21 protein-coding genes are annotated in these 25940 nt (G+C 55.3%); 7 read left to right on the top strand and 14 right to left on the bottom strand.

Features of this window, described 5'->3' with window-relative positions:
• The first annotated feature begins 87 nt into the window (after positions 1 to 87).
• On the top strand, positions 88 to 483 hold the full coding sequence (locus QLG10_RS02040) for a VOC family protein (RefSeq protein WP_282485342.1): 396 nt from the start codon (positions 88 to 90) through the stop codon (positions 481 to 483).
• On the opposite strand, the gene QLG10_RS02035 is transcribed toward QLG10_RS02040, so the two are convergent.
• From QLG10_RS02035 to QLG10_RS02025, 3 genes are read right to left on the bottom strand one after another with little or no spacing between them, the layout of a single operon-like run.
• Positions 480 to 1259, bottom strand: coding sequence for an SDR family oxidoreductase (locus QLG10_RS02035; protein WP_282485341.1), 780 nt, complete (start codon positions 1257 to 1259; stop codon positions 480 to 482). The genes QLG10_RS02040 and QLG10_RS02035 overlap by 4 nt on opposite strands.
• A gap of 24 nt (positions 1260 to 1283) precedes the next feature.
• Entirely contained in the window at positions 1284 to 2312 is a 1029-nt protein-coding gene (locus QLG10_RS02030) for an aromatic ring-hydroxylating dioxygenase subunit alpha (protein WP_282485340.1), read from the bottom strand.
• Between the two features lie 17 nt (positions 2313 to 2329).
• Positions 2330 to 3271: a Rieske 2Fe-2S domain-containing protein gene (locus QLG10_RS02025; protein WP_282485339.1), complete on the bottom strand. Its 942-nt coding sequence runs from the start codon at positions 3269 to 3271 to the stop codon at positions 2330 to 2332.
• 319 nt (positions 3272 to 3590) lie between these two features.
• Between QLG10_RS02025 and QLG10_RS02020 the strand changes: the two genes are divergently transcribed.
• The 3 genes from QLG10_RS02020 to QLG10_RS02010 are packed head-to-tail and all read left to right on the top strand — an operon-like array spanning position 3591 to position 6763.
• Entirely contained in the window at positions 3591 to 4070 is a 480-nt protein-coding gene (locus QLG10_RS02020) for a MarR family transcriptional regulator (protein ID WP_282485338.1), read from the top strand.
• Positions 4063 to 5244 carry an HlyD family secretion protein gene (locus tag QLG10_RS02015; protein WP_282485337.1) on the top strand — a complete coding sequence of 394 codons (1182 nt, stop codon included), beginning with the start codon at positions 4063 to 4065 and terminating at the stop codon, positions 5242 to 5244. The genes QLG10_RS02020 and QLG10_RS02015 overlap by 8 nt, the downstream gene beginning before the upstream one ends.
• Positions 5237 to 6763, top strand: coding sequence for a DHA2 family efflux MFS transporter permease subunit (locus QLG10_RS02010; protein WP_282485336.1), 1527 nt, complete (start codon positions 5237 to 5239; stop codon positions 6761 to 6763). Before QLG10_RS02015 ends, QLG10_RS02010 begins: the two co-directional genes overlap by 8 nt.
• On the opposite strand, the gene QLG10_RS02005 is transcribed toward QLG10_RS02010, so the two are convergent.
• The 5 genes from QLG10_RS02005 to QLG10_RS01985 all read right to left on the bottom strand — a co-directional run bounded on the left by QLG10_RS02005 (position 6751) and on the right by QLG10_RS01985 (position 14581).
• Complete coding sequence (locus tag QLG10_RS02005) at positions 6751 to 8403, bottom strand: methyl-accepting chemotaxis protein (RefSeq protein ID WP_282485335.1); 1653 nt, start codon at positions 8401 to 8403, stop codon at positions 6751 to 6753. The genes QLG10_RS02010 and QLG10_RS02005 overlap by 13 nt on opposite strands.
• A 677-nt stretch (positions 8404 to 9080) precedes the next feature.
• Positions 9081 to 10238: a UvrD-helicase domain-containing protein gene (locus QLG10_RS02000; protein WP_282485334.1), complete on the bottom strand. Its 1158-nt coding sequence runs from the start codon at positions 10236 to 10238 to the stop codon at positions 9081 to 9083.
• Complete coding sequence (locus tag QLG10_RS01995; RefSeq protein WP_282485333.1) at positions 10231 to 11892, bottom strand: AAA family ATPase; 1662 nt, start codon at positions 11890 to 11892, stop codon at positions 10231 to 10233. Before QLG10_RS01995 ends, QLG10_RS02000 begins: the two co-directional genes overlap by 8 nt.
• 330 nt (positions 11893 to 12222) lie before the next feature.
• Positions 12223 to 13332 (bottom strand): hypothetical protein, encoded by a 1110-nt coding sequence (locus QLG10_RS01990; RefSeq protein WP_282485332.1) that lies wholly within the window; start codon positions 13330 to 13332, stop codon positions 12223 to 12225.
• A 343-nt stretch (positions 13333 to 13675) separates the two neighbouring features.
• Complete coding sequence (locus QLG10_RS01985) at positions 13676 to 14581, bottom strand: DNA-binding protein (protein ID WP_282485331.1); 906 nt, start codon at positions 14579 to 14581, stop codon at positions 13676 to 13678.
• 78 nt (positions 14582 to 14659) lie between these two features.
• Here QLG10_RS01985 and QLG10_RS01980 point away from each other — a divergent pair, with 78 nt between their 5' ends.
• The gene (locus QLG10_RS01980) at positions 14660 to 15745 is read left to right on the top strand and encodes a tyrosine-type recombinase/integrase (protein ID WP_282485330.1); all 1086 of its coding nucleotides are present in this window, start codon (positions 14660 to 14662) and stop codon (positions 15743 to 15745) included.
• 1021 nt (positions 15746 to 16766) lie between these two features.
• Here QLG10_RS01980 and QLG10_RS01975 read toward each other — a convergent pair.
• The 4 genes from QLG10_RS01975 to QLG10_RS01960 form a co-directional block, all read right to left on the bottom strand.
• Positions 16767 to 17078: a BPSL0761 family protein gene (locus tag QLG10_RS01975; RefSeq protein ID WP_282485329.1), complete on the bottom strand. Its 312-nt coding sequence runs from the start codon at positions 17076 to 17078 to the stop codon at positions 16767 to 16769.
• A gap of 1513 nt (positions 17079 to 18591) precedes the next feature.
• Positions 18592 to 19584, bottom strand: coding sequence for a hypothetical protein (locus tag QLG10_RS01970; protein WP_282485328.1), 993 nt, complete (start codon positions 19582 to 19584; stop codon positions 18592 to 18594).
• On the bottom strand, positions 19581 to 21470 hold the full coding sequence (locus QLG10_RS01965) for a Mu transposase C-terminal domain-containing protein (protein WP_282485327.1): 1890 nt from the start codon (positions 21468 to 21470) through the stop codon (positions 19581 to 19583). Before QLG10_RS01965 ends, QLG10_RS01970 begins: the two co-directional genes overlap by 4 nt.
• A complete protein-coding gene (locus tag QLG10_RS01960) occupies positions 21471 to 22118 on the bottom strand; it encodes a hypothetical protein (protein ID WP_282485326.1) in 648 nt (215 codons plus the stop codon). It lies immediately after the preceding gene.
• An 813-nt stretch (positions 22119 to 22931) separates the two neighbouring features.
• Between QLG10_RS01960 and QLG10_RS01955 the strand changes: the two genes are divergently transcribed.
• The gene (locus QLG10_RS01955) at positions 22932 to 23840 is read left to right on the top strand and encodes a LysR family transcriptional regulator (RefSeq protein ID WP_282485325.1); all 909 of its coding nucleotides are present in this window, start codon (positions 22932 to 22934) and stop codon (positions 23838 to 23840) included.
• Between the two features lie 119 nt (positions 23841 to 23959).
• Here the strand turns inward: QLG10_RS01955 and QLG10_RS01950 are convergent, their stop codons facing one another.
• Positions 23960 to 24211 (bottom strand): hypothetical protein, encoded by a 252-nt coding sequence (locus tag QLG10_RS01950; RefSeq protein ID WP_008061409.1) that lies wholly within the window; start codon positions 24209 to 24211, stop codon positions 23960 to 23962.
• Positions 24212 to 24375: 164 nt separating this feature from the next.
• On the opposite strand from QLG10_RS01950, the gene QLG10_RS01945 reads away from it, so the two are divergent.
• On the top strand, positions 24376 to 24693 hold the full coding sequence (locus tag QLG10_RS01945; RefSeq protein ID WP_110747577.1) for a DUF883 family protein: 318 nt from the start codon (positions 24376 to 24378) through the stop codon (positions 24691 to 24693).
• 84 nt (positions 24694 to 24777) lie between these two features.
• Here the strand turns inward: QLG10_RS01945 and QLG10_RS01940 are convergent, their stop codons facing one another.
• On the bottom strand, positions 24778 to 25818 hold the full coding sequence (locus QLG10_RS01940) for an Ldh family oxidoreductase (protein WP_282485324.1): 1041 nt from the start codon (positions 25816 to 25818) through the stop codon (positions 24778 to 24780).
• Positions 25819 to 25940 lie beyond the last annotated feature (122 nt).

Genomic DNA, 25940 nt, shown 5'->3' with positions numbered 1-25940 from the left:
CCGAATATAGAATCATAAGCGTGAATATGAACAATAGTTAATAATCAGTTCAACAACACAATCAAGGGCCTCGACATGATCCTGCGCATGGACCACTTCACTATTGTCTCTGACCAACTGCAGGCGACACGGGATTTCTATGTTGAGGTGCTAGGTCTGGTTGAGGGGCCACGCCCGCCCTTCCCGGTTCCCGGGCTCTGGCTTTACACCCGGAACCAGCCAGTGCTGCATGTCGTGGGCGTAGCGCAAATGCCGGAACCGCGACGTGGCGTGCTCGACCATATGGCCTTTCATGCCAGTGGTTTGCAGACGATGTGCACGCGCCTGATCGAGCATGGCGTGCGCTTCAAGATCATTCGTGCGCCAGGCTCGCAACGCACCTGGCAGCTGTTCATGCAGGACCCCAACGGGGTTGAAGTCGAACTCGACTTTGACGCCAGCGAAGAGCCGCCAGCCGATTGGAAAGAACGCCGGGCCGGCTAGATCAACCCGGAGTAGCTGCCGCCGTCGACCTGCAGGTTTTGCCCGGTGATGTAGCCGGCCTGAGCCGAACAAAGAAATGCACAGGCCGCTGCAAATTCACTCGGCTGGCCAAATCGGCGCGCCGCTATCGGCTTGAGCATTTCCACCCGCGCCTGCTCGACACTGAGATGTCGATGCTTGGCCAACTGCTCGGTCATGAAGCGCAGGCGGTCGGTTTCAATACGCTCGGGCAGCAGGTTATTGATGGTCACGTTATCCCGCGCGACCTCGACGGACAGGGCTTTGCAGAAAGCCGTGAGCCCTGCACGCGCCGCCGTGGACAATCCCAGGGGCAATCGTGGCGACTTGACCATCGCCGAAGTGACATTGACGATGCGGCCAAATCTCCGCTCGCGCATCCCGCCGACCAGCGCCTGAATCAGCAAGATGCCGGAAAGCATATTGGCCTCAATGGCCGCCAGCCAGGCGGCATGGTCCCAGTCCTCCAGCCGGCCCGGCTCAGGGCCTCCGTTGTTGGTCACCAGAATATCCACCACCGGGCAGGCGTCCAGCAGCGCCTGTCGTCCGGTTGCGGTGGACAGGTCGGCCACCACGGTGCGCGGCAGCCGGCCCGTGCTGCGCAAGATATCTTGCGCGGTGTGGGCCAGGCTCTCGGCATCGCGGCCGTTGATCAGCACCTCGCAGCCCTCCTGCGCCAATGCTTGCGCACAGGCTTTGCCAAGTCCTCGAGAGGATGCGCACACCAGCGCAATACGCCCACCAATACCCAGATCCATTGCAGCACTCCTCGCTTGTTGGCGTCAGTCGTTCATGCCGAGCAAGGCCGTGATGTCGCGACCGGGTTCAGCGTCGCTGCCGTAGGCGAATTGGCCGGCGCGCTGGCGCTCGACCAACTGCTCCATCTGGTAGCGATAACGGGTACCCGGCGTATCGAAGCGCGAGTGCAGGTCGCGACGTTGGTCGACTTCGAAATAACGTTGATTCTGCGGGCGCACCACCGAGTTGTCCTGGGGCTGGATGATGTAGTTGATGCGTGGCATCACATAACGGAAAGGTGCGGGTGCAGCAGTGGTGTTGAAGGTCACGTCACACCGCGATCGATGCTTGCCCACCGGCAGGAACGGTTGCAGGTTGGGCACGTCATACCCGGGGCGAAAGCGCGGATAGGAGATGCACACGTTGCTGCGTAGATGAATGTGCAACACGGCGCGAAAATCCTGATACCTGGCGCGCACGCCGCCTACCCAGCGCATGATGGGCGCCACCGACTTTTGCGCCACGGTGCGGGTGCGGGTCACGGTCTCGGAGGTCCACTGCACCTCCACCACGTCCGACTCGCTTACACCATCGCCAATGGTATTGGCATGCAGGAAATCGGCATGGGTCAGGTCAATCAGGTTTTCCACCGACAGCGCCGAGGTCGCATCAAAGCGCACGGTACGCTGGGTGTAACCGGGAAGACTGCCGTCCTGGGGTAGAAACGGAATATGCGGGAGCACCTGCACGTCGGCAGCGTCCGGGTTGCCGTACCAGACCCAGATGTAGCCATAACGCTCGACCAGCGGATAAAAGCCCCGTCCCCCGGTGAACGCTGTGAGTGTCAGCTCTTTCTGGGGAAAATGCGGGTGAAACTCGGCCGCCACCGCGCGCCCGTTGTCGCGCCACAGGTAATAGGGCTGGGCATGAATGATCCGGCGAATGGGCCGCGCACTCAGGTCGCGGCTATGGGACACCGGGAACCAGGTGTCACGCAGGTCGTAGTTGATCGGCGTCCAGTCACCCCGCACTTTGCCAGGGATCGTGTCGGTGGAGGAAGGCACGGCATGCATGGTGGGAACTCCTGTGCTCAGACGACTGCGCTGACGGGAATCAAGCGCGGTTGGCGCAACTCACGCAGTTCGCGGGATGAGGCTTGCAACAAGGCCGCGATGGCTGCGCCATCGATCAGGCTTTTCACCTGGAACGGCGCCTGTTTGCGCAGGCGGGCCAGACGCCAACGCAGGGGGGCCCTGAGGCGTACCTGCTCATGCACAAAACCACGCCAGCACAAACTGGTTGTGCCACGCCGGTTGGCACCGGTCGCGATCATCAGCGTCACCAGCGGCAATTCATCTTCGCTCTGCAGATCCACCCGAACAGTACCGCCGTTCACGGGGACGGCGGTGCGCACAATCAAGGGGTAATCCACCACAAACTGCGAAGGCAGGATTTGTGTGCTCCATACCGCACCTCGTTCCAGAACCACACGCCCCTGCTCGCTGCGCAGATCGCCAAGGAAAAAATCGGTAAGCCGCACATGGGCAAACCCGAGCAAGCATTCCGGGCCGTCGAGCATCGCATCCAGGTACTGGTCGTGACTCATGTTGACGATGGTGGAACCGGTAAATTCGCGTCCGCTCGGTTGGTAATCGCTGCTGGGTAACTGCCCTTGCGGTGCCCCCTCACCCAACCACACATGGACAAACCCATTTGCCTCGCGCACCGCAAAGGCACGCGCGGCATAACGCGCAGGCACGCGCTCATCGGCATGCAGGTTGGGGATCTGCGTACAGCCACCACTGGCGCCATCAAAGGTCCAGCCGTGATAACCGCATTGCAGGCCGGACTCGACGACTCGCCCCAACGCCAGCGGCACCCGCCGATGTGGGCAACGGTCTTCCAGGGCAAAGGCCTGGCCGGCTGCGTTTCGAAACAGCACCAGCTCCTCGCCGGCAAAGGCCACAGCCAATGGCACTTGATCATTAACGGCCTCGCAAAGCGCCATGGCCCACCAGCCTGGGGTCATCATCGGGCTGCCTCTTTGTTATTGGTCTTGGGCAATTGCGTTGAACGCAGTCAGCGCTAACGTTAGTGCTTCGTGGTGGAGAGAGCAAACATAATTCAACAGTTTTTTATTTTCTGTCTATTTTTTTAATAACCAAAGAAAACGACCATTTCCAGCCTAAATCCGGAACATCTCAGCTTAACGAGCATATTTCAGCCTTTTATGCGACCTACAAATGGACATTTTTTCTTTTAGTGATCATGTTTTAATGAAAAATAGCTAGCAAGCAATCCATAAGCCTGATTACCATTAGCTTGCTCATTGACTCCAAGGTGTGCTGACGATGACCCAATCCACCCTCGGCTTTGTCCTCCATGACGTTGCCCGCCTGATGCGCAAGCGCTTTGAACAATGGGCTCGCTCAGCCGGCCTCACACGCTCGCAATGGCAAGTCCTGGCCAAGCTGTCGATTCATGAGGGCATCCACCAGAAAGGCCTGGCAGACCTGTTGGAAATCGAATCGGTCACCCTGGTGCGCTTGCTGGACAAGATGCAGGAGCGCGGCTTGATCGAACGCCGTAACCACCCCACCGACCGCCGTTACTCCTTGCTGTTTCTCACCCCGGCCGCCCATCCGCTACTGCAGTTCATGCGCACCATCGGCGAACAAACCCGACAAGAAACCATGGCGGATTTCTCCACTCAGGAGCACGACCAATTGCTGCAGTACCTCGAACGTATGCGTGAACACTTGCTGACAGCCTGTGGCCAGCCCGTGGATGAGCCCACTGGCTGTGCAGCGAGCGAGGTGAAGCATGGCTGAGCCGACATTGCAGCGCCCGGCCGTGCACGCTGAAGCCCGACCGCTCGAGCCAGCGGAAAAACCCCAGATGCAGGCGCCCGAGGCTTCGGCCCTTGACGACCATGGTCAAGAACCGGCTGATACGGCACGCCAACGCTGGCGCATCGGCCTGTTTTTGCTGGCACCTATCAGTGTCGTGGCCTGCGCCGCCTGGTATGTGTTGGGTGGCCAGGTCGTGAGCACCGACAACGCTTATATCCAGGCCGAGCGGGTGGGGGTTTCCACCGATGTCGCCGGGATCGTCGCTGCCATTGAAGTCAGTGACAACCAGACCGTGAGCAAAGGCCAGGTGCTGTTCCGTCTCAAGCCCGAGCCTTTTGAAATCGCCGTGGCCAGTGCCAAGGCGCAGCTGGAAAACGCGCGCAACCAGATCCTTTACCTCAAGGCCAGCTACAACCAATCGCTGGCCGAGATCGCCCAGGCTGAAGCCAAGTTGCCTTTTTACCAGACCAATCTGCAACGCCTGGAAAAGCTGGTCAGCGTTGCCGCCGTTTCCAGGACTCTCTACGACGACGCCCACCAGGACCTCGACAATACCCGTCAGCAAGTGGCGGTCGCCAAGGCCCAGGCTGCCGCGGCGCTGGCCCAACTCGGTGGGCGCCTCGACAGACCTCTTGAGCAGCATCCTTCCTACTTGCAAGCGCTGGCGGCACTGAATGAAGCCGAACGCAACCTGCGCAACTCCGTGGTCATGGCCCCGTTCGACGGCGTCGTCACCAATGTTGACTCACTGCAAGTGGGCGCGTACCTGCAACCACCGCAATCGGGTTTCAGCCTGGTCTCCAGCGAGCAGCTGTGGGTCGCTGCGTCGCCCAAAGAAACCGAGCTGACCAACGCCCGGATCGGCCAGGGCGTTACCATTGAGGTAGACACTTATCCGGGTGTCACCTGGCATGGCACCGTGGAAAGCATCAGCCCGGCGTCCAGCTCGAGCTTCTCCCTGTTGCCAGCCCAGAACACCACGGGCAACTGGGTGAAGGTTGTGCAGCGCATTCCGGTGCGGATCCATATCGACGATGCTGCCGGCAAACCGGCGCTGCGCCACGGCATGAGCGCCGTGGTCGATATCGACACCGGCACCGCCCGAGGCGTGCCGAAGCCGCTGGCAAACCTGTTCGCACGCCATCATGAGTGAAGTATCCGGACCACTTCCGCCATCGCCGTTGCGGGTACTGATCACCTTGTGTGTGGTGCTGGCGGTGGTCATGCAGGCGCTGGACACCACCATCGCCAACGTCGCCCTGCCCTATATGCAGGGCAGCGTATCGGCCAGCGCCGATCAGATTAACTGGGTGCTGACCTCGTACATCGTCGCCACCGCCATCATGACCCCGCCCTCGGCATTTCTTGCCCGGCGCTTCGGGCGCAAGCGCGTGTTGCTGTGGTCGATCTTCGGCTTTGTATTGGCCTCGGTGCTCTGTGGCATCGCCCGCTCCCTGGAAGAAATCATCCTGTTCCGCCTGCTGCAAGGGGTGGCCGGGGCGGCATTGGTGCCGTTATCGCAAGGCATCCTGCTGGATATTTACCCTCAGAAAGAACGAGGGTCGGCAGTGGCCCTGTTCGGAGTTTCGGTCATGGTCGGTCCGGTACTGGGGCCGATGCTCGGCGGCTGGCTGACGGAACACCTCAGCTGGCGCTGGGTGTTCTTCATCAACTTGCCTATCGGCTTGCTGGCCTTCATCGGCATGACCCGCTTCATTCGGGAAACCCCGGCCGACAGAACCGCACGCCTTGACTGGCTGGGCTTTGGCTCGCTCAGCGTGGCCATCATGTCGATTCAACTGTTCCTCGACCGCGGCGAACAACTGGGCTGGTTCGACTCCGGGGAAATCATCCTGGAAGCGCTGGTGGCCACGATCGCTTCGTACATTTTCATCGTCCACACCTTCACCCACAACAAGCCCTTTATCAGCCTGAAGCTGTTCAAGGATCGCAATTACTCGGTGGCGGTGGTGTTTATCTTCATCATCGGCATCACCTACCTGGCCTCGCTTGCACTGATGACACCCTACCTGCAAACCCTGATGGGCTACCCGGTACTCACCGCTGGCATGGTCATGGGGCCACGCGGCCTGGGGACGATGCTCAGCATGTTCCTTGCCGGGAAGATCATCGGCAAGGTCGATATTCGCTGGATACTGTTTTGCGGCCTGGTGTTGTCCGCCTGGTCGATGTACATGATGACCGGCTGGACGCCGGCCGTGTCCATCGACACCATCGTCTACGTCGGCTTCATACAGGGCGCGAGCCTGGGCCTGTTGTTCGTCCCCCTGACCACCATTGCCTTTACCACCCTGCCCCCGCATCTGCGTGGCGAAGCCACGGGCCTGTACAACCTGTCACGCAATGTCGGTTCGAGCGTTGGCATATCGATCGTCACGGTGCTGCTGGCGCAAAACACCCAGATCAATCATGCCGAAATCGGCGCCTACGTGACGCCGTTCAACCGCCTGTTCGATGCCTGGCCTGTCAACAATCAACTCAATCCATTGACCGCCAGCGGGCGTGCAGCCCTGGATGGCTTGATCACGGTGCAAGCCAGCTGGGTGGCTTACCTGGATGACTTCAAGCTGCTGATGTGGTTATCCATTGGCGTCATACCGCTGCTGCTGATATTCAGGACGGCGAAGTCTCAAGCCAATCAGGCCTCGTAGCGAAAACGTCCGACCGCCACATTCAGCTCATCGGACAGTTCGCGCAAAGACACCACGGCTCCGGATACCTGATGGGTGATCGCATCACCCTCGCCGGCCATGCGTGCGATGTGCTCGACGTTTGCCACGATGCCCCGCCCTCCTTCGCTCTGCACGCTCACCGCATCGGCAATCCGGTCTACCCCGCGCGTGGAGTCCCCGACCAGTTCCGTCGCCTGTTGCAGGGTGCTTTCCAACTCCCCCAGCAACCGGCCACTGTCTTCCAGGGCCACAGTACCCGCGTTCAATGCTTCGTCGACGATCCCTGATTGGCTCTCCAGCTTCAACGTCAACTGGTTGATCGAGTTGGCCGCCAGCGCAGAGCGTTGTGCCAGGTTTCGCACCTCGTCGGCGACCACGCTGAAGCCGCGCCCGCTCTCTCCGGCCCTCGCGGCCTCGATCGCCGCATTGAGCGCCAGCATGCTGGTCTGCGCGGAGAGGTCCTTGACCTGACCGATGCTGGCGGTGATCGCTGTCGTGCTTTCGACAAAATCGCCCACCGAGCCGCGGATGGCGGAGAAGGCTTGGCGCACGCTGTCGATTTTCTCGAGCAGTCGTGACAAGGCCAAGTGTCCATCCTGCGCACCGCGCAAACTGGCTTCGGCGCAGCTGCGCAGGCTTTGAGCATGACTGGAGATTGCCGCAATCCCGTCGCTCATCTGCTCGATGGTCATCGACACCGCCCCCACCGCACCGGCCTGCGCCGTGGAGCTTTGCGCCACACGCGCCGACGCACCCACCAGTTCCTCCGCCGACGCGCCCACCGATGCCGCGACACTGGCAACCTGGCGCATGGCCTGCTGAAAGCTATCAATGAGTTCGTTGAATGCCTGGGCCGTGTGGGCAATCTCGTCTCGGCCCATGACCCGCACGCGTCGGGTCAGGTCGCCATCGCGCAACTCGATCGACGCCTGTTCGATTTCCCGGATAGGCCGGATGATCTGGGCGCGCAACAAAAGACTGACCATGACGGCCAGTACGCTGGCGCCGAGCAATACCGCGACCAGCATCCGTGACACCTGCCGTTGCATGGCACCGGCCTCGGCAAAGGCGCCGGAGGTCAGCTGCGCCTGCAGCCCCAGCAAACGGTTGAACTGACCTTGCAGACCATTGTTGTCGGCGCGCACCCTGCCCAGCAGCGAGGCCGCCTGTATCTGGTCGCTCAAGGCCGCGCGCTTGAAATCGGCAAGGCCTTCGCCAACCACGGCGGCCTGCTCCTGCACGGCGCGGTAGAGTTCTTTCTCCTCCTCACCCAGACGCGTCTCGCGAGCCACCTTGTCCAGCCCCGCTCGCATGTCGTCGACACTGGCCTGCATGTCTTCCAGATAGGACTCCAACTCCTCGGCAGAAGCCTGCCCATTGGATTCAAGGATGCGCGCGCCTATGGCATAGGCCCCGACCATCGCCGCCTGCGAGGCAGACGCGGTTTCCAGGACCTGGCGATACTGCTGGAAACGCAACTGGTCGATTTCCTCGATCACTGCTTGTTGCCTGGCCAGCCCGTGGTAGGCCAGACCCGAGACGATCAATAGCGCGAGCACAAATATTCCGGGCAGCACGAGGAGCTTGGCGCCGATGGAGAGGCGTTTGAGAAATGACATGGGGGTTACCGTTTTTGTTTTTATGGGGCATGCCTGAGCAGGCGGCTTATTCAACTTCATTCTTTATACAGTATTTAATTCTACTATCAGAATGATAATCAAAAAAACTTGTGCCCCATACAGCTGTGGCTGCTTCTCTGTCCCTCGCGCTTAACTGACATCCGCTTTTGTGCGTCACGCATAAGCTGTACTAATCGATACTGCGCAAGCCGTTGATGAGGTCTTCCTTACATTTCAGGAGCGCAGCCTCTATCGTTTCCTTCGCCTGTTCAATTCGCCAAACCGGGCCGACAACATCGATCGCATACTGGCCTTGAGGCGTCTGTATGCCCACGGCTATCGCCACCTGCCACGGGATAGGTGCGCCTGCACGAAGCAAAAAACCTCAAATTAACCCAATGACAGAGCAGCAAAGGTCAACGAAGAGCCGAGGAACCACTCAATGTGGCAAGTAGGTTCTCCGATGGTGGTCCTGCCTGACTTCAGGCCAGCTGAAAATCCGACTTTTTCAACAGAATCGGCCAAAAGCGGACGGTCAAACGTTCGCGGATGCTTGTGGAAAGTGTCAATCTGATGCCCCATTCCTCAGAGAGTACGTGAGCCCTAACCAAAAATTGCCGCGCTAATCAGAAACGCTATCCAGGATAGTCATCCCTGCGTGGAGTCATTAACTTCCGTCAAGTAGGAGCTTTTGCCCAGAGCGGGAACCGTAAGCCAGCGGCCTTCTTGTCTGGCACGATGAACCCCAAACTGTATCGCGCGCGCGTGATGGCGACGTACATCTTGTTCTGAGCTGTTTCGTCCTTTGCGGGAAACGGCTTTCGGCCATCCAAGACGAAATGCAACTGGTTTTCAGTCGGTAGCACCAGCACCCGATCAAAACCCAGACCTTTGCTTCCGCCAAAGTTGTAGCAGCGCGCCTCGGTGGGAAGAAGCCTCACTCCTGACGTTACGCTCCAGCGCAGCACCATTGGGTCAAAAACCTTGATGTACGCGGCGACGTCTGACTCCTTAACGATGAATGTACCGAGGTGATGGGCAAATTCAGGTGGAACCTCCTTCACCGCCGACTCCGTCGCTTCATAAGTACCATTGTGTACAGCATCGGCGACGTCACAGATCGGTTGAATACAACGCCGATTAAGCGTCAACGACTCATCCTCAAAGCCCATGGACCTGAAGGCTGCGATCTTCTCAGCGGCCGTTTTAGGCGCTTTTTGGCCAAACGTCGTCTCGTACACCGTCTGCCGGAAATCTCCCACGCAGGTGATGGGTGTCGGCATCACTTTGCTCAGCCCCTTGAGCACCTCGTAGTCCCACCCAACCAGATCTTGAACCTCATCAAAGAACACCTGAGCATAAATCTCCCCTAGTCGTACTGCAGCAGAGTTTTTCGTGGCCTTCATTATCCGGCTCGCCAGTTTTGCGAGAAAGCCGGTATGAGCCTTGGTCTCGCATGGAGTCAGGAAGTGTTTTGGGTTGTAGCTCTTATCGTCCAGCTGCTCGGCGCGCCCCGGCAGCATAAACGTTGAGTCTGGCCTCATATGAGGATTGCGCTGGTCGAAGCAGATGCCATCGATCCGCCGCGAGAACAATGCCTGCTGATAAGGTCTCACCATGTCTTCCAGGTAAAAAGAGAACAGACCTTTGACCACGAACCGATCACTGTGCGTACCAAAGACCTCCAGAAATCGACGTCTCAGTTCCTGCTGATTACTGGTCGTATAGGTCACCACCAGAACCTTTCCTCCGCGCTCGATTTCGGTGATTGATTCGGTAATGACCTTGTGAGTCTTGCCTGAGCCGGCACCCGCCATGCAGAGTTTATTAGGCAAAGTTCAGCACCTCAGCGAGGAAGGCTGGATATTTGAACGGCTCATCAGTTTCGAAAATTCGAATCGCGGTGTCGACCTTCTTTTTGCCTTTGCCGTCGCCGTCACCGCTTCTGAACCACTCCACGATAAATTCGAGCTTTTCAGCAAAGGTAGGTTTGGCAGTGAACAACTTGATGGTTTTGGTTGATAGGACAATTTCTGCAAATGCCTGCAACTCTTTTTCCGAATCCGCATTGGCCAGAATCATCGCTGGCTCCAGCGAAAACTCCTTGTTATTTGTTGAAGAGACCAGCTTTATATTTGGGAAATCTTTGTAATCCTTACGTGCTTCAACGACGTTATTTTCGTAATCGCCATCGTTATCTCGCAAGACATTAATCGCGGTACCGATTTCTTTGCCAATCGCAATGAACGTCTTGAACCCGACGCCGCGCACCACAATGATATCGATTCCGTCTTGCTCTGGCAGACGCTCCTTATGGGTGTCTTTGTAGATCTTTTTGAGAATCAACTCATCTGAGGGGCCTTCTACCAATACCACCTTCCTGGATAGCGCAACACGCAGCGTGTCGTAGCCTGGCAGCCGCTTCAGCGTCTTTACCACCCCCTTGTCCAAGAGGTGCAGTCGCTTGTACGTGTCATGCAGCAAGCAAATTTTATCAATGCTCAGTTTGTTCAACACATAAGAACTGTGGGTGGTCAGGAATAGCTGCTTGCCGTCTCGCTGGTCCTCAATGTCTTGCACCAACTTGCTTAGCTCGACATGCGACAGGTGATTTTCCGGCTCCTCCATCATTACCAGGTCGATATCTTTTGACTTGTTGTGCAGGGCCAGCTTGATTTGCACCTTGCTCTGCTCACCCTTGCCGATCATGTGGAACGGCACGGCATTTACTTCAAGTTGCAGTCCGTTCTGGATAGCGCCAGCGGGCATGGTGTTGGCGGCGATGGTCAGCTTCTTTTCCGTGATCCTGTTATCGGAATCCAGATCCTTGTTGACGGTGGTGACCTCGTCAGTGTTGTTGAAGGATTGAAGGGTCTCACGGTAGTGCAAGCTCAGACGGTACTCTTCGTCTTTTCTGAGTGCGGTACTTAGAACATTCGAAATGTACTGATTTTTGCCGAAGGTGGGATGAATACGAGTGGGGTCGATGTAGAGCGCTCTGAATTGCTTGGTCATCGGCTTGATAACATTCCAAGCAAAATCCATCCATTCGACTTGGTAGAACTCCACTGGGATGCTGGTTACCGCGGCACCGGAGGCTAGGTAATCGTTATAGGCATCAGTAAAGTCTGGATCAAAGCTGACTTTGATCTGAACCCCCTGAGCATCTTTCTTCAGGCTGTTGTTCGCACCGCGATAGTCGGGCACGTCTTTCATATACGCCTCGATCACGAGGATCGGTAAGTCCGCAGGCGATTTTCGCGAGGCGCGGAACGCGGCGACTGTCTCGGCGTTGAAAAGGTCCGGCGAGAACTCGCTATTGAATGGCCGACCGCGATACTGAAAATTGAGAACGATCTCCAAAGCCTCCAGAATCGTGCTTTTGCCTGCATTGTTATCACCCACGAAAATATTTACATCTTCGTTGAAGTCAAAAGTCTGATCCTTGAATTTTTTGAAGTTGATCAGGCGTAGCGATTCTATGAGCACGTTTCAAATCCTTATGAAGTAGCGGCGACTGGTGTGGCGTAAGGCCATTGCGGCTCACGCTATAGGGACGTGGGTTCCCTGTCCAGTAAGAAGACAACCAGCGACGTCTGCCTTGCGGGGGCAGAGTGGGTTGGGTCCCGTCAGCACACGCAACTCGAGCTGGCATAGACAATTAATCCTGACCTTGGGCCTTGGGCTTTCCAGCAGCGCCAGCGATCGGCATTGGAGCATCAATGAAGATGCTCTTCGGAATCTCGTTCGGCTAAATGGGTGTCCGGTTTCATTAGACCACTACAGTTTGGCGCGAGTAATTTCGCTGCAAAATGAGTTTCAAGTGAAAGGATCGGGTTGAACCAGTAGAGTCGGCGCTTTCTGTAACGATTGATCAGGCTTTGCCGAGCTACGCATTCGATTGCGGATGGTAGTTGCAACATCCTTCGGTACCTGAATGGGAGTCGTGCTGGTCTCACTAGCGCAGAAAAGACAGAACTGATTCCCAGGTGGGCTAAGCAACCAGCAGGCGGAGCATTGTACGGCCTGGCCACCCCACTCTCGGGCTGCTCGGAGCCACTGGTTAGCGATCAACTCCTCTCGCCGCTTGGGATCGGGCGGCTCATCTTTCGTTAGGATCCCCGCAGTACGCTGTGCCTCAGCAATCTCACATTGGACTTGCCTATGAAGTGCTAACGCGACGGCATGCTCGGCCGCCTTGACTGCTTGCGCAGCTCGCTTCGCTTGTTCGATCGCCCGAAGGGGACCCTGCTCCCTTTGCCATTGGTCATTACAGCGAGCAACTTCGGCCGCGAGTTCTATTTCAGCACGCTTGATCAGCATTTCCCCCCGAATCGATCGAATCCATGACCTGATGGTGGGATCGTGTAGAACGGCTTGTTCAAATGTTGTCGGATCGTTGATCTGGCTCAAATCGAGCTCGGTGAGGTCAATCTCAACTGATGAAGCTTCGATGTTAGAGAGGCGCTCGTACCGCTTACTCTCTGTCCGGGCGGATACTTTAATCCTTACGAACAACTGGCGTTTGCCGGTAGTAAGAACCGCATGGGCTAAGACGTCACCAAGGTCTACAAATCGTTCGACCTTTTCAGCAGTAGCTAACGTTTCTGGGAAAACTACGTCGCGAGACAGGGTGCGCCCAGAGTCAGTCATGGCGCTTAGCCGACAATGGAAAGCTGGAAGAATAAGGCATCGCTGTGCAGCAATTAGAGCTACAGCCGCGCGTCGCACACCAGCTGTGTAGCCGCTATCACAATATTCAGAATGGACGTGGCGAAAATGCGGGATGACTTTCTGGCCACCATTCGCAGCATTCAACGGATTGCGGCAACCCGGGCAGATACAGCCACAAGCAACGCCATTCTCGACCTCAAAGGCCCGGAAAAATTTGCCCTCACGCTCACCGAATGGAATCTTTGTACCCTGCATACAACTAACTCTCGGTAGCACCACCAACGTGGCGAGCCTCTCAAAAACGAGACGTATTCTCCAACGTCAAAACGACGAAATATTCTCGTTGTGTAGATGGATGACAGACTTACGGCCAGGTTCAGCAGGGACTTAGCTCGTCAAGTATTCATCTGAGCCATTTACCTATACTCCAGAGCAACTGGACAGGATTGCAAGTAAAAATAATAGTGGATTGTCCGCTTTTGGCCGTTTTCTGCCCTTTGCCGCCAGCAGCTTTTGGCCGATTGCTGCCTTGGATGGAATAAGTACAACCTGCTGTATCGACTTGCGCCATATCGACGTGCGGATGCCAACTTCGCCTTCAGGGATCGGACATTGCCGCCGCGGGCTTTCGGGATCTTGGCTTACGCTTGGTAGCGGTAGTCTGGCGTAATTGCGTCAGTTGTTGCTCCAACGTATCGGCACGAGCCTGCTGCGCTGCAGCACGTTGCTGGGTTTGACTGAGCTCGGCCTGGATCGACTCCAGTCGCCGTTGCAACTGCTCGACCTGACGCCCGGCCTCCTTGAAGTTGGCCGTCACAGCCTTGCCCTCCTCCCGCGCGCGGTCGACCTCGCGGTGTGCGCGATCCTCGACTCCGCGCACGTAGCTCTCCTGCGCCACACGCTCCTGCTCGGCCTTTACCCGCAGAGACTGTAGATCCTGCTCGGCCTTGAGCCGCAGCGCCTGCAGATCCTGCTGTAACGCCTGGTATTGCTGCTTAGCTTCGCGGCGCTCATGCAACAAACCTTCACGCTGCTGTTGCAGGTCCTCGATCTGCGTCTGCCGTTGCGACAACAGCAGCTCCAGATCGGCCAGACGCAACTCCACGGCCTGGCGTCCGACCAACGCCTCTGCCGCCTGCTGGCGAAACTGTGCCGCGTCCTGACGCGCCTGATCCTCAATCTCGGCGACCCGCTCGCGCTCAGCGATCAGTACCTTGCGTTGTTCGGCCAACCCTTGCTCGGCGACACCCTGCGCGAGGTGAATCGCCTGCTGCCACACCGCGACAAACGCTTGCGAGACCTCGCCGGGCAACGCTGGTAGACGAGTCTCGCCGCTCAGCCGCTCGGCCAGGCGTGCCCACCATTGATCGAGCAAACCACCAACCCGGGCCGGACTGCCGCGCCCCAATTCCAGGCGCACGCGCTCAACCGTTGGCCGTTCGCCACGCGCCAGTACCGCATCCGCGGCAGCAAACACCTCATTTTCCGGCACCCCTACTGCCATGCCTCACCTCCGCGTATATTAGGTCTGATAAAAGAAGATTATCCGACGTAATTTTTTGAATAACGGAATTATCATACGTTGAACGTATTAAATATTACAGACCAATTATCTTTGGTCGACGAAACCCCGCTAAAGCTGTATTCCCTAGCAATCAACGCCCAGGAAGCGGCGGCGGCCTTTCTCGCTGCCGGCACCGCGGCCAATACCGTGCGCAGCTATCGCAACGCCCTGACCTACTGGTCGGCCTGGCTGCAACTGCGTTATGGACAGGCGCTCGGCGATGCGCCGCTGCCGCCGGCGGTGGCGCTGCAGTTCGTCCTCGATCATCTGGCCCGACTGTTGGACAACGGTAGCTGGGTGCACCTGCTGCCGCCGTCGATCGACACCGCCTTGGTGGCAGCGCGGGTCAAAGCCAAGCCAGGGCCGCTGGCGTTTAATACGGTCAGCCACCGCCTGGCCGTCTTGGGTAAATGGCACCGGATCAATGACTGGGACAGCCCCACGGAAGCATCGGCGTTGAAGACCCTGCTGCGGGAAGCGCGCAAGGCGCAAGCACGCCAGGGCCTGAATGTGCGCAAGAAAACTGCGGCGGTGCTCGAACCGTTGCAGGCGTTGCTGGCCACCTGTAGCGATGGCGTGCGCGGCGTTCGCGATCGCGCCCTGCTCCTGCTCGCCTGGAGCGGTGGCGGACGGCGCCGCTCGGAAGTGGTGGGCTTGCAGGTCGGCGATGTGCGCCAACTGGATGCCGACACCTGGCTGTACGCCCTGGGCGCGACCAAGACAGATACCGGTGGCGTGCGCCGCGAAAAACCACTGCGCGGAGCGGCAGCAGACGCCCTTGCAGCTTGGTTGGCCGCCGCGCCCGCCGACAGCGGCCCGTTGTTTCGGCGAATATATAAAGGCGGCAAGGTCGGCACGGCAGGCTTGTCGGCTGATCAGGTGGCGCGCATCGTCCAACGTCGAGCCCAATTGGCCGGACTGGATGGAGACTGGGCCGCGCACAGTTTAAGGTCGGGCTTCGTTACTGAGGCCGGGCGTCAGGGTGTGCCGCTCGGAGAAGTGATGGCCATGACCGAACACCGCAGCGTGACGACGGTGATGGGTTACTTTCAGGCGGGCACCCTCCTTAACAGCAAAGCCACGCATCTACTGGACGAGCCCTGAAGCAGCGCACGCTCAATCAATGGCCGGGCAACGCTCAGCTTACGCCGAACAAAACGACAGGTGATCAGGAGACTGCCGGAGCCATTAGCCACATTTGCGCAAATCCGCTTGGCCTATGAGCATCTCCTCATCCCCAGCGTCGTTGCTGCACCGGCAGCCATTGCGCGAAAACTGGGCCCCGGTTATTCACTCGCCTCGAACACCGTCGACCTGAACAACCTCCAGCGACGCACCGCACTTAAGGGGGCAACCGCTGAAGGCCTCACCGGTGGCATTCAGCCACAGTGAAGCCCGACGCGATCCTGCCGGCGATCACGTGCGCCTGCGTCACTACGAAGCGACGATACGGCAATAATCAGAGCGGGACGCCCACCAACGCAGATCACTGGAACTGCAAGCTGTGCTTTTCGGATGACGACTCGGCATTGTGGCTCAACGCGGGGGCCGGCAAACCCTTCTGTTGGTTCCTGATCCCTTCCTTTTTCAGCGGCCGTGCGGAGACATTTTTTCTGCGCGTGCGCACCCTTGCGTAGAACCTCCAGAGCCTCAGCTTTGAACTGAGCGATCAAGGGCCACTTTGCTGTTTTCAGCTTTCGACGACCTTTTATAACTCTTACAACCTTGGGAAACCGGACTTGCGGAGCATTTCACCTAGTGCTTGTTCCGCACAAGGTAAAGGACCGGACTTATCGACTGAGTGTCCGCGACCCGGTTGGGACTAGGTGCGAATCCTCCGCAATGATTTTCCCAGTCTTTTTTTGGGGTAAAGGTCAAACCCTGCTTCCCACAAAAACCGAAATTGCGGAAACTTTCACCTAATGCCCCTCCGAAACGAAGGGACTTGTCGGCTGAGCGCTTGGTTAAAACTGAGACTAGGGGCCAATCCTCCGCAATGGCTTGCTGAGCTCTTGCCCTTAAGGGAGGGAAAGGCGCTGCTCCACAGAAACCGGGACTGCGGAAAGTTTCACTTAGTGCAAAGCGTCCCACCATGAGTTGCACGTTAGGTGTGAATACTCCGCAATTATTGCTTCGGCGTTTCTTTGCTGGCCGTACCAGTGTCTTGGCGGGCATCACAAAACAGAGGCTCCTGCACTAACCAAAGACTTAGTTCCGGCGGCAGAGAACCTAGCTGCTCCTCTAGTAGGAGCAGCAGAGTTCTGCGCCGTGCCTCTAGCTTGCCAGCGAGCCAGATATCATCCGCTGTTGGGTAATGCCGCAAAAGACCCTCTGCTTGAAGGCGCAAGGCTTCGGGCAGGGTCTTATCCTTTATTATATCGCGCAAGAACTTCTCGGTTTGTACAACACTGCGAGTACGCTCATGAATCATGGTCATGACAGAATTCTCAATCTTAGGGACACCCGCAGGGAAACGGGCACTTCCAATAAATCCCCGGAAATAGAACACACCTTACTGGATTTAATGGATCAACGGTTCATTTCGCGCCTCTGAATCTCCCTATTCAAATTTTTCGATTTAGCTCCCCCCCCACAGGTCCAATGACCACAAGCACGCTGGAAATTTATAATGTCGAACTACGCGATAAGATGGAGCCGTATTCGGTGTGATAAGCGCTACCAACCATAGCGGTTTATTTACCATCGCGATTTTCTCCAACAATAAGTCATCGGAAATTCCAGGCAAGCAATCGGTCAATTGGGACAAAACTCCAATCCAATCTATCACCTGCCCACAAAACCTATGAGTCATCAGCCATGCCTGCACCGCCGCAGGACAAGGAATTCGGCAATCGGCTGCCCAATGGCGCCCCACAAAGGCATCGATGTTTGACATCACGCGTTTATGATGAGGTCCGCCTCCGCGGTAAACTGACTCATTCGAAAATCCCCACCAATGTTGCTGCAACAGCCGGTAAGCTTGCTTCCGAAAGCGCTGCAATTCGCGCTCGGCAGGAGTTAAACTTGAGCACTGCCGCCTAAGACCCCAACTCTGGCGCAAGTTCCGCAGAATCGATTTGAGGCAGTTTTTAAGCCGAGCGACTAGCTCCACCCGCACGCTGGACAGTTCGCCAGTATCCTGCGCAAAAACACCTGGGGAAGGACCTCTTATCTGGACGTAGCCCAGCGAGTGAAGCCAGTCAACGTCCGACGGACCCAATCCCTGTAGCGGCAATTCGACCATCGATTGCCATTGTTCAAAAGCTGAGCCATTCAAACCGTACACCAGAAATCCAACGCACGCCTCATGGCCACCGCTACTACCCTTGTACCGAATCGGGACAACGCCCTTTAACGCAGCGTACACCCGATCGATTCGATATGATCTAGCCGCAGTATACACATCAAAAAAACAAACTCGCCCCTGCTTAGCCCCCAACGGCACCTCGCAATGCGCGCAGCAAAATGGCACGTCGAATAGCTTTCCCGTCCAATCATAAATAGCGACATTATTGCAGACTGCACAAGTCGTACGTAGCTGCACTGAATGAAAGGGGCATGCGGCCAATTGTTCCAGCTGAAAAATAGCGTAGTGCCTACGTGCACCTATGCAGATAGGACAGAAGCGCAGGTAAGGGCATATTAATGATGCGCCAAGTAAATAACAGGGAACTAAGAACATCTCCAGCAATTGCGATCGGCTCAGACCAATGATTCGCTGCAGCGAACAATAATTGACGGACCTCAGATCCTCCAAGCCAAAGCTCAGCCAATTTTTCGTATACGATTTTGTTCTAAACAGGCGTCTAAATGCTGACCCCGACAGCGCATTGTCTGCCTGAAAGCGCCCAAGAACGGCGTACACGGATTCAAAACGATCAATCACACCGCCTGGAAAGTATTGCAATATAGTTACCTCCAGCTGTAGTCCGTTAGCTTACATTCTGCGTCTATCTTCGCCCGCTTGCCTCGCCCTCCACGGAAGAATCAATCATCTCGAGATACAGTAAAAATTCAACTTCTCGAACCAACTCATCGACAAGTCCGCGGTCGATTACAAAATCAACTGCATCAAGATGATGATACTCTAAAAACAACAACTCAATCATCGCGGTAATATGTTTCATCGGCAACCAATACTCGATGAACTTCCCATGCAAATCGATCACCGCCGCAAATCCATCCCATATTGGTTCATAATACTGCTCTAGTCGGAACCCGCTCGCAAATGCTTCTGGAAAGAAAAAACGTGTAAACGGCCACTCAGGGACATCATGCGCCAATGTATCGTAGCCGCTTAAGACATACCTTAATTGATCAGGACTTTGAATCCCACGAAACTGGATTGCAGATTTCATCAAGCGATCCACGATCACAATATTTTTTCTCTCAATGTAAGTTTCGCGAAATGACGTCAGTGCCGGCTGCCCGACCAACACCGTTATTAAGCGAATGTTGTTTTCTTCCAACTTATCGTATACTTCACAAATCCACTGCATGTGAATATCGGTCCACTTTTGGGGCTCATCGATGAAAAGTAGGAATAATCGTTTCACATTGCGCCCTCCCCGACTCACCAAGGTCTTGATGGCTCGCCGCCGGCATTCCACCGCAGCCCCACCGGTAGCGCAGCCTAGGCTTTCGCAGAGCGTCGAGAAAAAATCCCGCTCGGAAATGTACGTCTTCATTGTTCCATCCATTAAAGCCGCGTATAGCCCTTTGTATTTGGCTTGCGCTTGACACATTAGGTAGGTTATCGCAGATGACTTACCAATTCGTGAATATCCCCACATGATGAATCCGCCTGACCTTCGTCGCAAAACTTTATCCAATTCTCCCCAGGCAAAAGAAATGGAGTCTGTAGGCAAAAGATAGTCCTGATGATTGAGCGGATGCTCTTCAAACGCGCATGGCCGGATAGTAGAATACTCAGATTCAGTCATTTTTTATCTCGCCGAGAGAAGATATAGCCTTTTGTTAAACGCTCTACAGGCTCCGACGGAGGAGCTACATGCCCCCCCGAATTAACGGAAAGGGTTACTGAACCAGTATGTTTTAGATTATATGTGGCGACATCTCGCGACTTCCAATTCTCAGTCTGCTGAAGCGCCCTAATCAAATCGGCAACCGAATCACCTTCACGATAAGAAATTTGCTTATTCCTTAGGCTCTTCAGAAGTCGCTCGCGGAGCTTCTCACTGTGCGGTGAAACCCAAGGCTGCGGCGGAAATACTTCACCAAGATATCGCCCTTGCAGATCATAAACTCGCAGATATGAAATATTTAAAGGATCCCATTCAATCATTACTTCATCTCCCACAGAATGACTTAAAACAGGTAAATTCCTGTAACGAGCACCTTTAAAGTTAATAAATGCGCTGTACTGCCCATCACTTCGAACCTTAGTGAAATCAGTTTTCTGAGTAAAATGACGAATATCCCGATGCTCCGAACGGAGCCGAGGGAAAATTGCATCTCGCTCACGAACAGTACGAACAAATAGTTCGAGTGGTGAATGTGGAGGGATCCCTTTATGAGGGCGACCATTATAGTCAGATATAACGATATCTAAAGCCTGATGCAACTCCTCAATAGTTAGAAGAATTGTTAAATCACCGCCTTTCGGCGCAAGTCGCCTGATGATTTCATCTTTTGGCTGAGACCCTGTAGTGCCAATTATGCGATGAGAAAAATTATCCACCAGATATCTGAAAAAAGTTTCGACAATGGCTCGATCATTCGGTGCATGTGGGGGACCAAAATCATCAAAGCAGCCAACTACCCTACGCAGCGTCTGCTCCGCAAATTTTGCTTTATGGGCCATTGCGTTATCTAATTTATAAATAATTCCGCAAGACCAACCAAGATCCGATATTTTTTCACTTGGAAATCCCCCTTGAGCTTTGTACGTTAAACCTTGAATAACGGACCTTGGCCTAACATGTGGGGCGATTGAGTTATAGATCGCGGTAAGCAGGTCGGTTTGATCATAATTCTTTCCCAGCGCCAAGTTGTAACCGAGCACACAGCGAGTATAGACATCAATAACCAGGATTACCCACACCGTAAGTATCTCGTGCACGAATTTCAGTCCATAAGTATCAGTCTCCTGCACGGTAATACGTATATCCAGATTATGTCCATCCAACTGTACCTCTTGCAGTGGTTCGGTGGTGGGTAATATGGCCAGAGCGTCTACTCCAAGTTCTCTATCGCGTTGGTTTTCAGCGTATTCTCGTTTAAAGTTATGCAGATACCTTTCAAAACTTCTTACCGCTCGATCGCTTCGGGCAAACGGATATTGTGGAGCTCGAATTTCGAGCTTTTCACACTCCTTGAGAAAGTCCGAGTGAAAATCTATTAGTTTTTTGATCCCCCCAGACTTACGCGATTTGTAGATTATTGCGTAACGCCTAAGCAATGTTTCAAGCTTCGGGTATTTACGCAACAACTGCGAGAATAGCCCCGCGTCTCCCGGCAGATTATCTACACCAACTGCTTTTGGTTGTAACTCTGCCGTGCGAAAATTTTTCTGCAGGCGAAAATTTAGCAGGCAAGCTCGATACCCAACATAATGACCATCCTCACCTAACTGAAGCGCCTTGCCAATCATGTCATACAGAGTTGACTTGGGAACACTGTAGTTCTGTTCGATTTCTCGACATGTCGCCCCTTGAGTCAAAAAAGCATTCAAAGCTGACAGTCGCCTTTCTATTAGCTCTCTCTTATCGGTAGAAAACGCCCTTAAATCTGGAGCTTTCCATACAGAGATATCAATTCCCGACGAACGTAAACCAGACCGGGAAAAACGCTCCTTTGGCTTGTCCATTTAAACACCTTCAGGCTTTAATTTAATTAACGTCCGACCTGTAATCATTTCATTAGCAAGGCTATCTATTCGAAACTTTCCGATTCGGACCAATTCAAATGCATACGCATGTCCCCGACCATTGGAGAACGCTTCGAGCTTTTCTATCTCGCTAAGCGAGTAAAACGGAAAACCATTGAGCTCCGCTATGAATCGCCTGATATTGTCCGAAGTTATTTCATTCTGCCATCTTGAAATAACTGAAAGCATCTTTAGTCGATTCCAAACTTCAAACCTCGCCCCGACTAAAGTTTCTGCCAGCAGCGGCTTACATACACCACCTACGACAGAACAATAGTCTTCAAAAGCTCTTACGAGAGTATCTTGACCCGAATGATCTATATATATAAAGCAGTCCGAATGAAGATACCTAACCCGAAAAGCAACAAATAAGGATTTTCCCTCCCAGCAAAATGCTTTATTAATAGATTCAAAATCCACTATCTGCGAATCAAATTCTAGCCTCGTCCACTCCGACAATTGGGCCCTATAGTAAAACTCAAGCGAACAACGATTGGTTATGCTAAATACCCGAATCAGATGACTGTTCCTTGGACGCTTTATCGATTGTAGTGGTGATAAAGAATCATTCGGCATTTCAATGTTCACGGTTACCCCCTGCCGAGCCAAGGCAAAAGAGGCATACCGAAATCAAGAAGATGAAGTAGCGCAATACAACTGAAGGCAACGCTTCGATGGAAGGCCCCGAGGTAATTGAAAGGATAGTAGCAATATAAAAATTAGCACTACTACAAAAAACAAAAAACTGAACTTGGCTTGAATTGACTATTAATACAGATGATTTCTGCGGGGTACAGAAAGCCAGAAGCCGACCATTGGGCAAGACACTCTCGGCACGCCTTTTCAGCTCAAGTGATTTTTTAACTTTATATGACAAAACCCCACAAAAAAAAGGCATACCTTACCTCCAAGAAGTAAATTCTTTGGAAAGTAAGATCCGCCTTATCCTCTGATGGGGGCTGTCCTACGCGAAACACTATTCGAATATCATAGTCAGCCATTTGATAAAGTTCATAATGGAATTTCTCAAATAGAAACGCCACACCAATAGAGAACACCTATCGCAAATCAAGTGAAATTTCTTCCCTAACAGATTGAAAATTTTACAAAATCTCAATGGCCCGTTGGGCCAACTCTTTCAAATTCACCTTTAGCGCAACGACATAAAGTCCAGTAGTTCCGGTAGTACGACGAAATGTCCACTATTTAAGTCGAAGCCATTCAATTTCTTGATGGACTTTTTATGCGAAAAAATTATTAAACATCAATTAAAAAAGCCGCATCAGTAATTAAAATACCTGCCAGGACATTTTCAAGCGGGATTTTCACAGAAAGTCCGGTGGCTAAAATTCCGGTAATTATTGCGATGCGGGAATAAAGCCCTGTTTACTGCTGAATGATATGAACCTGATGAATATCGCCACCGTCGACCTCAACTTACTCAAAGTTTTCGAAGCCTTGCACGAAGAGTCCAGCGCCAGCCGCGCGGCGTTGCGCCTGGGCGTCACGCAGTCGGCGGTAAGCGCGGCATTGCGCCGGCTGCGCGAGCTATATGGCGATCAGTTGTTTGTGCGCACCGGCCGCGGCCTGGCGCCGACGCTCAAGGCTAATCAGTTGAAACCGGTGGTCAGCGACGCGCTGAACAAATGCCGGCAAAGCCTGGCGATGGTCGACCCGGCGGCCCATCACTACGAAGGGCGCTCGGTCACAGTGGGCATGTCGGATGATTTCGAAATCGCCTACGGACGCCGTTTGATCGAGGAAATCGCCCGTTGCGCGCCGAAACTGAGGCTGATCTTCCGCCAGACCCACAGTCAGATCGTCGCCCACGCCTTGATGGAACGCAGCATCGATCTGGCCATCACGGCCGGCGGGTTTGCCGAGCGGTTGCTCAGTCGCCAGGTATTGGGTGAAGGCGATTACCTGTGCCTGGTCGACCCGATGAGTCTTGCCGCGGGACAGCAAACCATCGAGCTTGAAGAGTTCGTCACCCGTGAACATATCCTGGTGTCATCGGGTGGCTTTATCGGGATCACTGACGAAGGATTGGCCGCACTTGGCCTTAGCCGCCGGGTATGCGCTTCGACCACGCATTTCGCCGCATTGCCGCATCTGCTCAAGGGCAGCCAGGCGGTGGCGACCATTCCGGCCCATGCCGCCCGAAGCATCGCCACGCTCAGCGGCCTGGCACTGCTGCCCTGCCCCCTGGCGTTGCCGCGCTACCCGATCGAACTGGGCTGGCGCACCAGCACCCAGCTCGATTCCCTGGTCATGAAGGTGCGTGAAGCGATTGTCGCCAGCTTCCTGTAGGAGCGAGCATGCTCGCGAAAAACGTCTGGACAGCGTGGTCACCCGCAAAGCCCTCGTTATCGTTGACGTCCATCGCGAGCTTGCTCGCTCCTACAGTAGATCGGAACAGCCGCGAGCGATTATTTGGCCGCCATCAGCCGATTGACTTCACTTCGCACCATGTTCGAGAACTCCGGTGGCGACATGCCATCCAGCTCGGCGCGCACCCACTCGGCCCATTTTCCCTTGCGCTTGGCGCGCTCACCGAACAGACGTGCGGCTTCGCCCTTGGCCTTGCCCAGGTTGTTTTGCCAGAGTTCGAACAGACGGGATTTCTCGTCTTCCAGCGCTGCGCGCTCGGCAAGGGGTTTGTCGGCCAGATTGAAACTCATGGGAAATTACCTGCTGCGTAAATAGGCTACATCTTACACTGTAGGAAGAAATGTCCTGCGCTGGATTTTTCTACAGGATGGCGTCCGCACGCAAAGTCACTGCAACTTTTTCTATCGCGGCAGACTCCATTGTTCACTGTCCATTACCTGCAAGGAGTCACCCAATGGCCCGCAAAACCGCCGCACAAGCTGCCGAAGACCAGATCAAGGACCAGGCTTTCAGCGAACTTCAGTCGCTGATCGAAGAGTCGGAAAAACTGCTCAAGAGCAGTGCGTCACTGGTCGGTGAAGAAGCGGACACGCTTCGTGGACAAATCTCCCAGAAACTCCAACAGGCACGGGACTCGGTTACCAGCGTCCGTTCTCGGACCCTGCCGGCGGTCGAAGCCACACAAACCTACATAGGTGGGCACCCATGGCAGACCGTGGCCATTTCCGCAGGTTTTGGGTTGGTCGTGGGCTTGTTGTTGGGACGACGGTAAGCACTGCCGTCAAATAACCTCAAAATGAAATGCATTCCTTGTGGGAGCGGGCAAGCCCGCTCCCACAGGTCCACTTTTAAATATCTAGGCGCCAGCCAACTCCCGAAGATTCGCCAGCGTACCCGCATCCAACTGAATTCCATCAGCATTGGACTTGGCGCGCTGATGATGACGCCGATCACCCGGTAACCGCTTGAGCCCCACACCGTGCATTTGCCGCACCAACTCCTGGCTGCGCTCGGCAAAGCTCTGCCCGGCCGCCTTGGCCGGATCGATCACGATCAACAGTTGGCCGGTCCACGGAGTCTTGGCCCCCGGGTGGTTCTTCCAGTCGAACTCGAACGAGAAGTTGCCGCCGGTCAACGCCGCCGCCAAGAGCTCCACCATCATCGACAGCGCCGAACCTTTATGGCCACCAAACGGCAGCAACGCGCCTCCCTCCAGAATTGCCTGCGGGTCCTGGGTCGGCTGGCCAAGGCTGTCGACGCCCATGCCCTGCGGCAAACGTTCGCCCTTGCGCGCGGCGATCTGCACATCGCCATGGGCAATCGCGCTGGTGGCGAGGTCGAAGACAATCGGCTCACCGTCTGCCCGCGGGGCGGCGAAGGCAATCGGGTTGGTGCCGAACAGTGGGCGATCGGCGCCGTGCGGCACCACGCAGGTCATGCTGTTGACCACGCTCAACGCCACCAGCCCTTCATAGGCGAACGGCTCGACGTCCGGCCACAACGCCGCGAAGTGATGGGAGTTACGAATCGCCAACACCGCAATGCCGGCACTGCGAGCCTTTTCCACCAGCAAGGCGCGTGCGGCGGCGAGCGCCGGTTGGGCGAAACCATTGCCGGCATCCACCCGGACAAAACCCGAGGCCACGTCCTCGACCACAGGCACGGCCTGGCCATTGACCCAGCCGCTCTTGAGCGTGGACACATAACCGGGCATGCGGAACACGCCATGACTGTGGGCACCGTCGCGCTCGGCACCGGCGCAGTTGAGGGCCAGTGTCCTGGCGACCTCATTGGAGGTGCCATGCCGAACGAAAATACGTTCGAGCAACAGGACGAGAGAATCAAAATCCAGGGTTGAGTTGGCCGAACTGATTGCCATTTCAGGCGAAGCGGTCATCTGAAGCTCCAGTTTTATTGTTAGAGGCGGGCGACATGTCGATTAAGCGCTTTCTTACCGGCGTCCTGTCAAGTCTCTCGCGCAAGCAATATGTACCGCACCCAAGCTGATCCCGCTCCCTA

The organism is Pseudomonas sp. V98_8 (genome assembly GCF_029967975.1).
Lineage (GTDB): Bacteria > Pseudomonadota > Gammaproteobacteria > Pseudomonadales > Pseudomonadaceae > Aquipseudomonas > Aquipseudomonas umsongensis.
The sequence above is the reverse complement of the archived record's forward strand: the minus strand, read 5'-3'. Positions and strand labels throughout refer to the sequence as shown.

What these genes read in the sequence shown, in the direction of transcription:
- QLG10_RS02040 (WP_282485342.1), top strand. Translation starts at nt 88, where the DNA reads ATGGACCACTTCACTATTGTCTCTGACCAACTGCAGGCGACACGGGAT.
- QLG10_RS01950 (WP_008061409.1), bottom strand. Translation starts at nt 24,211, where the DNA reads ATGAGTTTCAATCTGGCCGACAAACCCCTTGCCGAGCGCGCAGCGCTG.
- QLG10_RS01965 (WP_282485327.1), bottom strand. Translation starts at nt 21,470, where the DNA reads ATGGACAAGCCAAAGGAGCGTTTTTCCCGGTCTGGTTTACGTTCGTCG.
- QLG10_RS02015 (WP_282485337.1), top strand. Translation starts at nt 4,063, where the DNA reads ATGGCTGAGCCGACATTGCAGCGCCCGGCCGTGCACGCTGAAGCCCGA.
- QLG10_RS02025 (WP_282485339.1), bottom strand. Translation starts at nt 3,271, where the DNA reads ATGATGACCCCAGGCTGGTGGGCCATGGCGCTTTGCGAGGCCGTTAAT.
- QLG10_RS02030 (WP_282485340.1), bottom strand. Translation starts at nt 2,312, where the DNA reads ATGCATGCCGTGCCTTCCTCCACCGACACGATCCCTGGCAAAGTGCGG.
- QLG10_RS02035 (WP_282485341.1), bottom strand. Translation starts at nt 1,259, where the DNA reads ATGGATCTGGGTATTGGTGGGCGTATTGCGCTGGTGTGCGCATCCTCT.
- QLG10_RS02020 (WP_282485338.1), top strand. Translation starts at nt 3,591, where the DNA reads ATGACCCAATCCACCCTCGGCTTTGTCCTCCATGACGTTGCCCGCCTG.
- QLG10_RS01970 (WP_282485328.1), bottom strand. Translation starts at nt 19,584, where the DNA reads ATGACTGAATCTGAGTATTCTACTATCCGGCCATGCGCGTTTGAAGAG.
- QLG10_RS01990 (WP_282485332.1), bottom strand. Translation starts at nt 13,332, where the DNA reads ATGCAGGGTACAAAGATTCCATTCGGTGAGCGTGAGGGCAAATTTTTC.
- QLG10_RS02005 (WP_282485335.1), bottom strand. Translation starts at nt 8,403, where the DNA reads ATGTCATTTCTCAAACGCCTCTCCATCGGCGCCAAGCTCCTCGTGCTG.
- QLG10_RS02010 (WP_282485336.1), top strand. Translation starts at nt 5,237, where the DNA reads ATGAGTGAAGTATCCGGACCACTTCCGCCATCGCCGTTGCGGGTACTG.
- QLG10_RS01940 (WP_282485324.1), bottom strand. Translation starts at nt 25,818, where the DNA reads ATGACCGCTTCGCCTGAAATGGCAATCAGTTCGGCCAACTCAACCCTG.
- QLG10_RS01955 (WP_282485325.1), top strand. Translation starts at nt 22,932, where the DNA reads ATGAACCTGATGAATATCGCCACCGTCGACCTCAACTTACTCAAAGTT.
- QLG10_RS01985 (WP_282485331.1), bottom strand. Translation starts at nt 14,581, where the DNA reads ATGGCAGTAGGGGTGCCGGAAAATGAGGTGTTTGCTGCCGCGGATGCG.
- QLG10_RS01945 (WP_110747577.1), top strand. Translation starts at nt 24,376, where the DNA reads ATGGCCCGCAAAACCGCCGCACAAGCTGCCGAAGACCAGATCAAGGAC.
- QLG10_RS01975 (WP_282485329.1), bottom strand. Translation starts at nt 17,078, where the DNA reads ATGACCATGATTCATGAGCGTACTCGCAGTGTTGTACAAACCGAGAAG.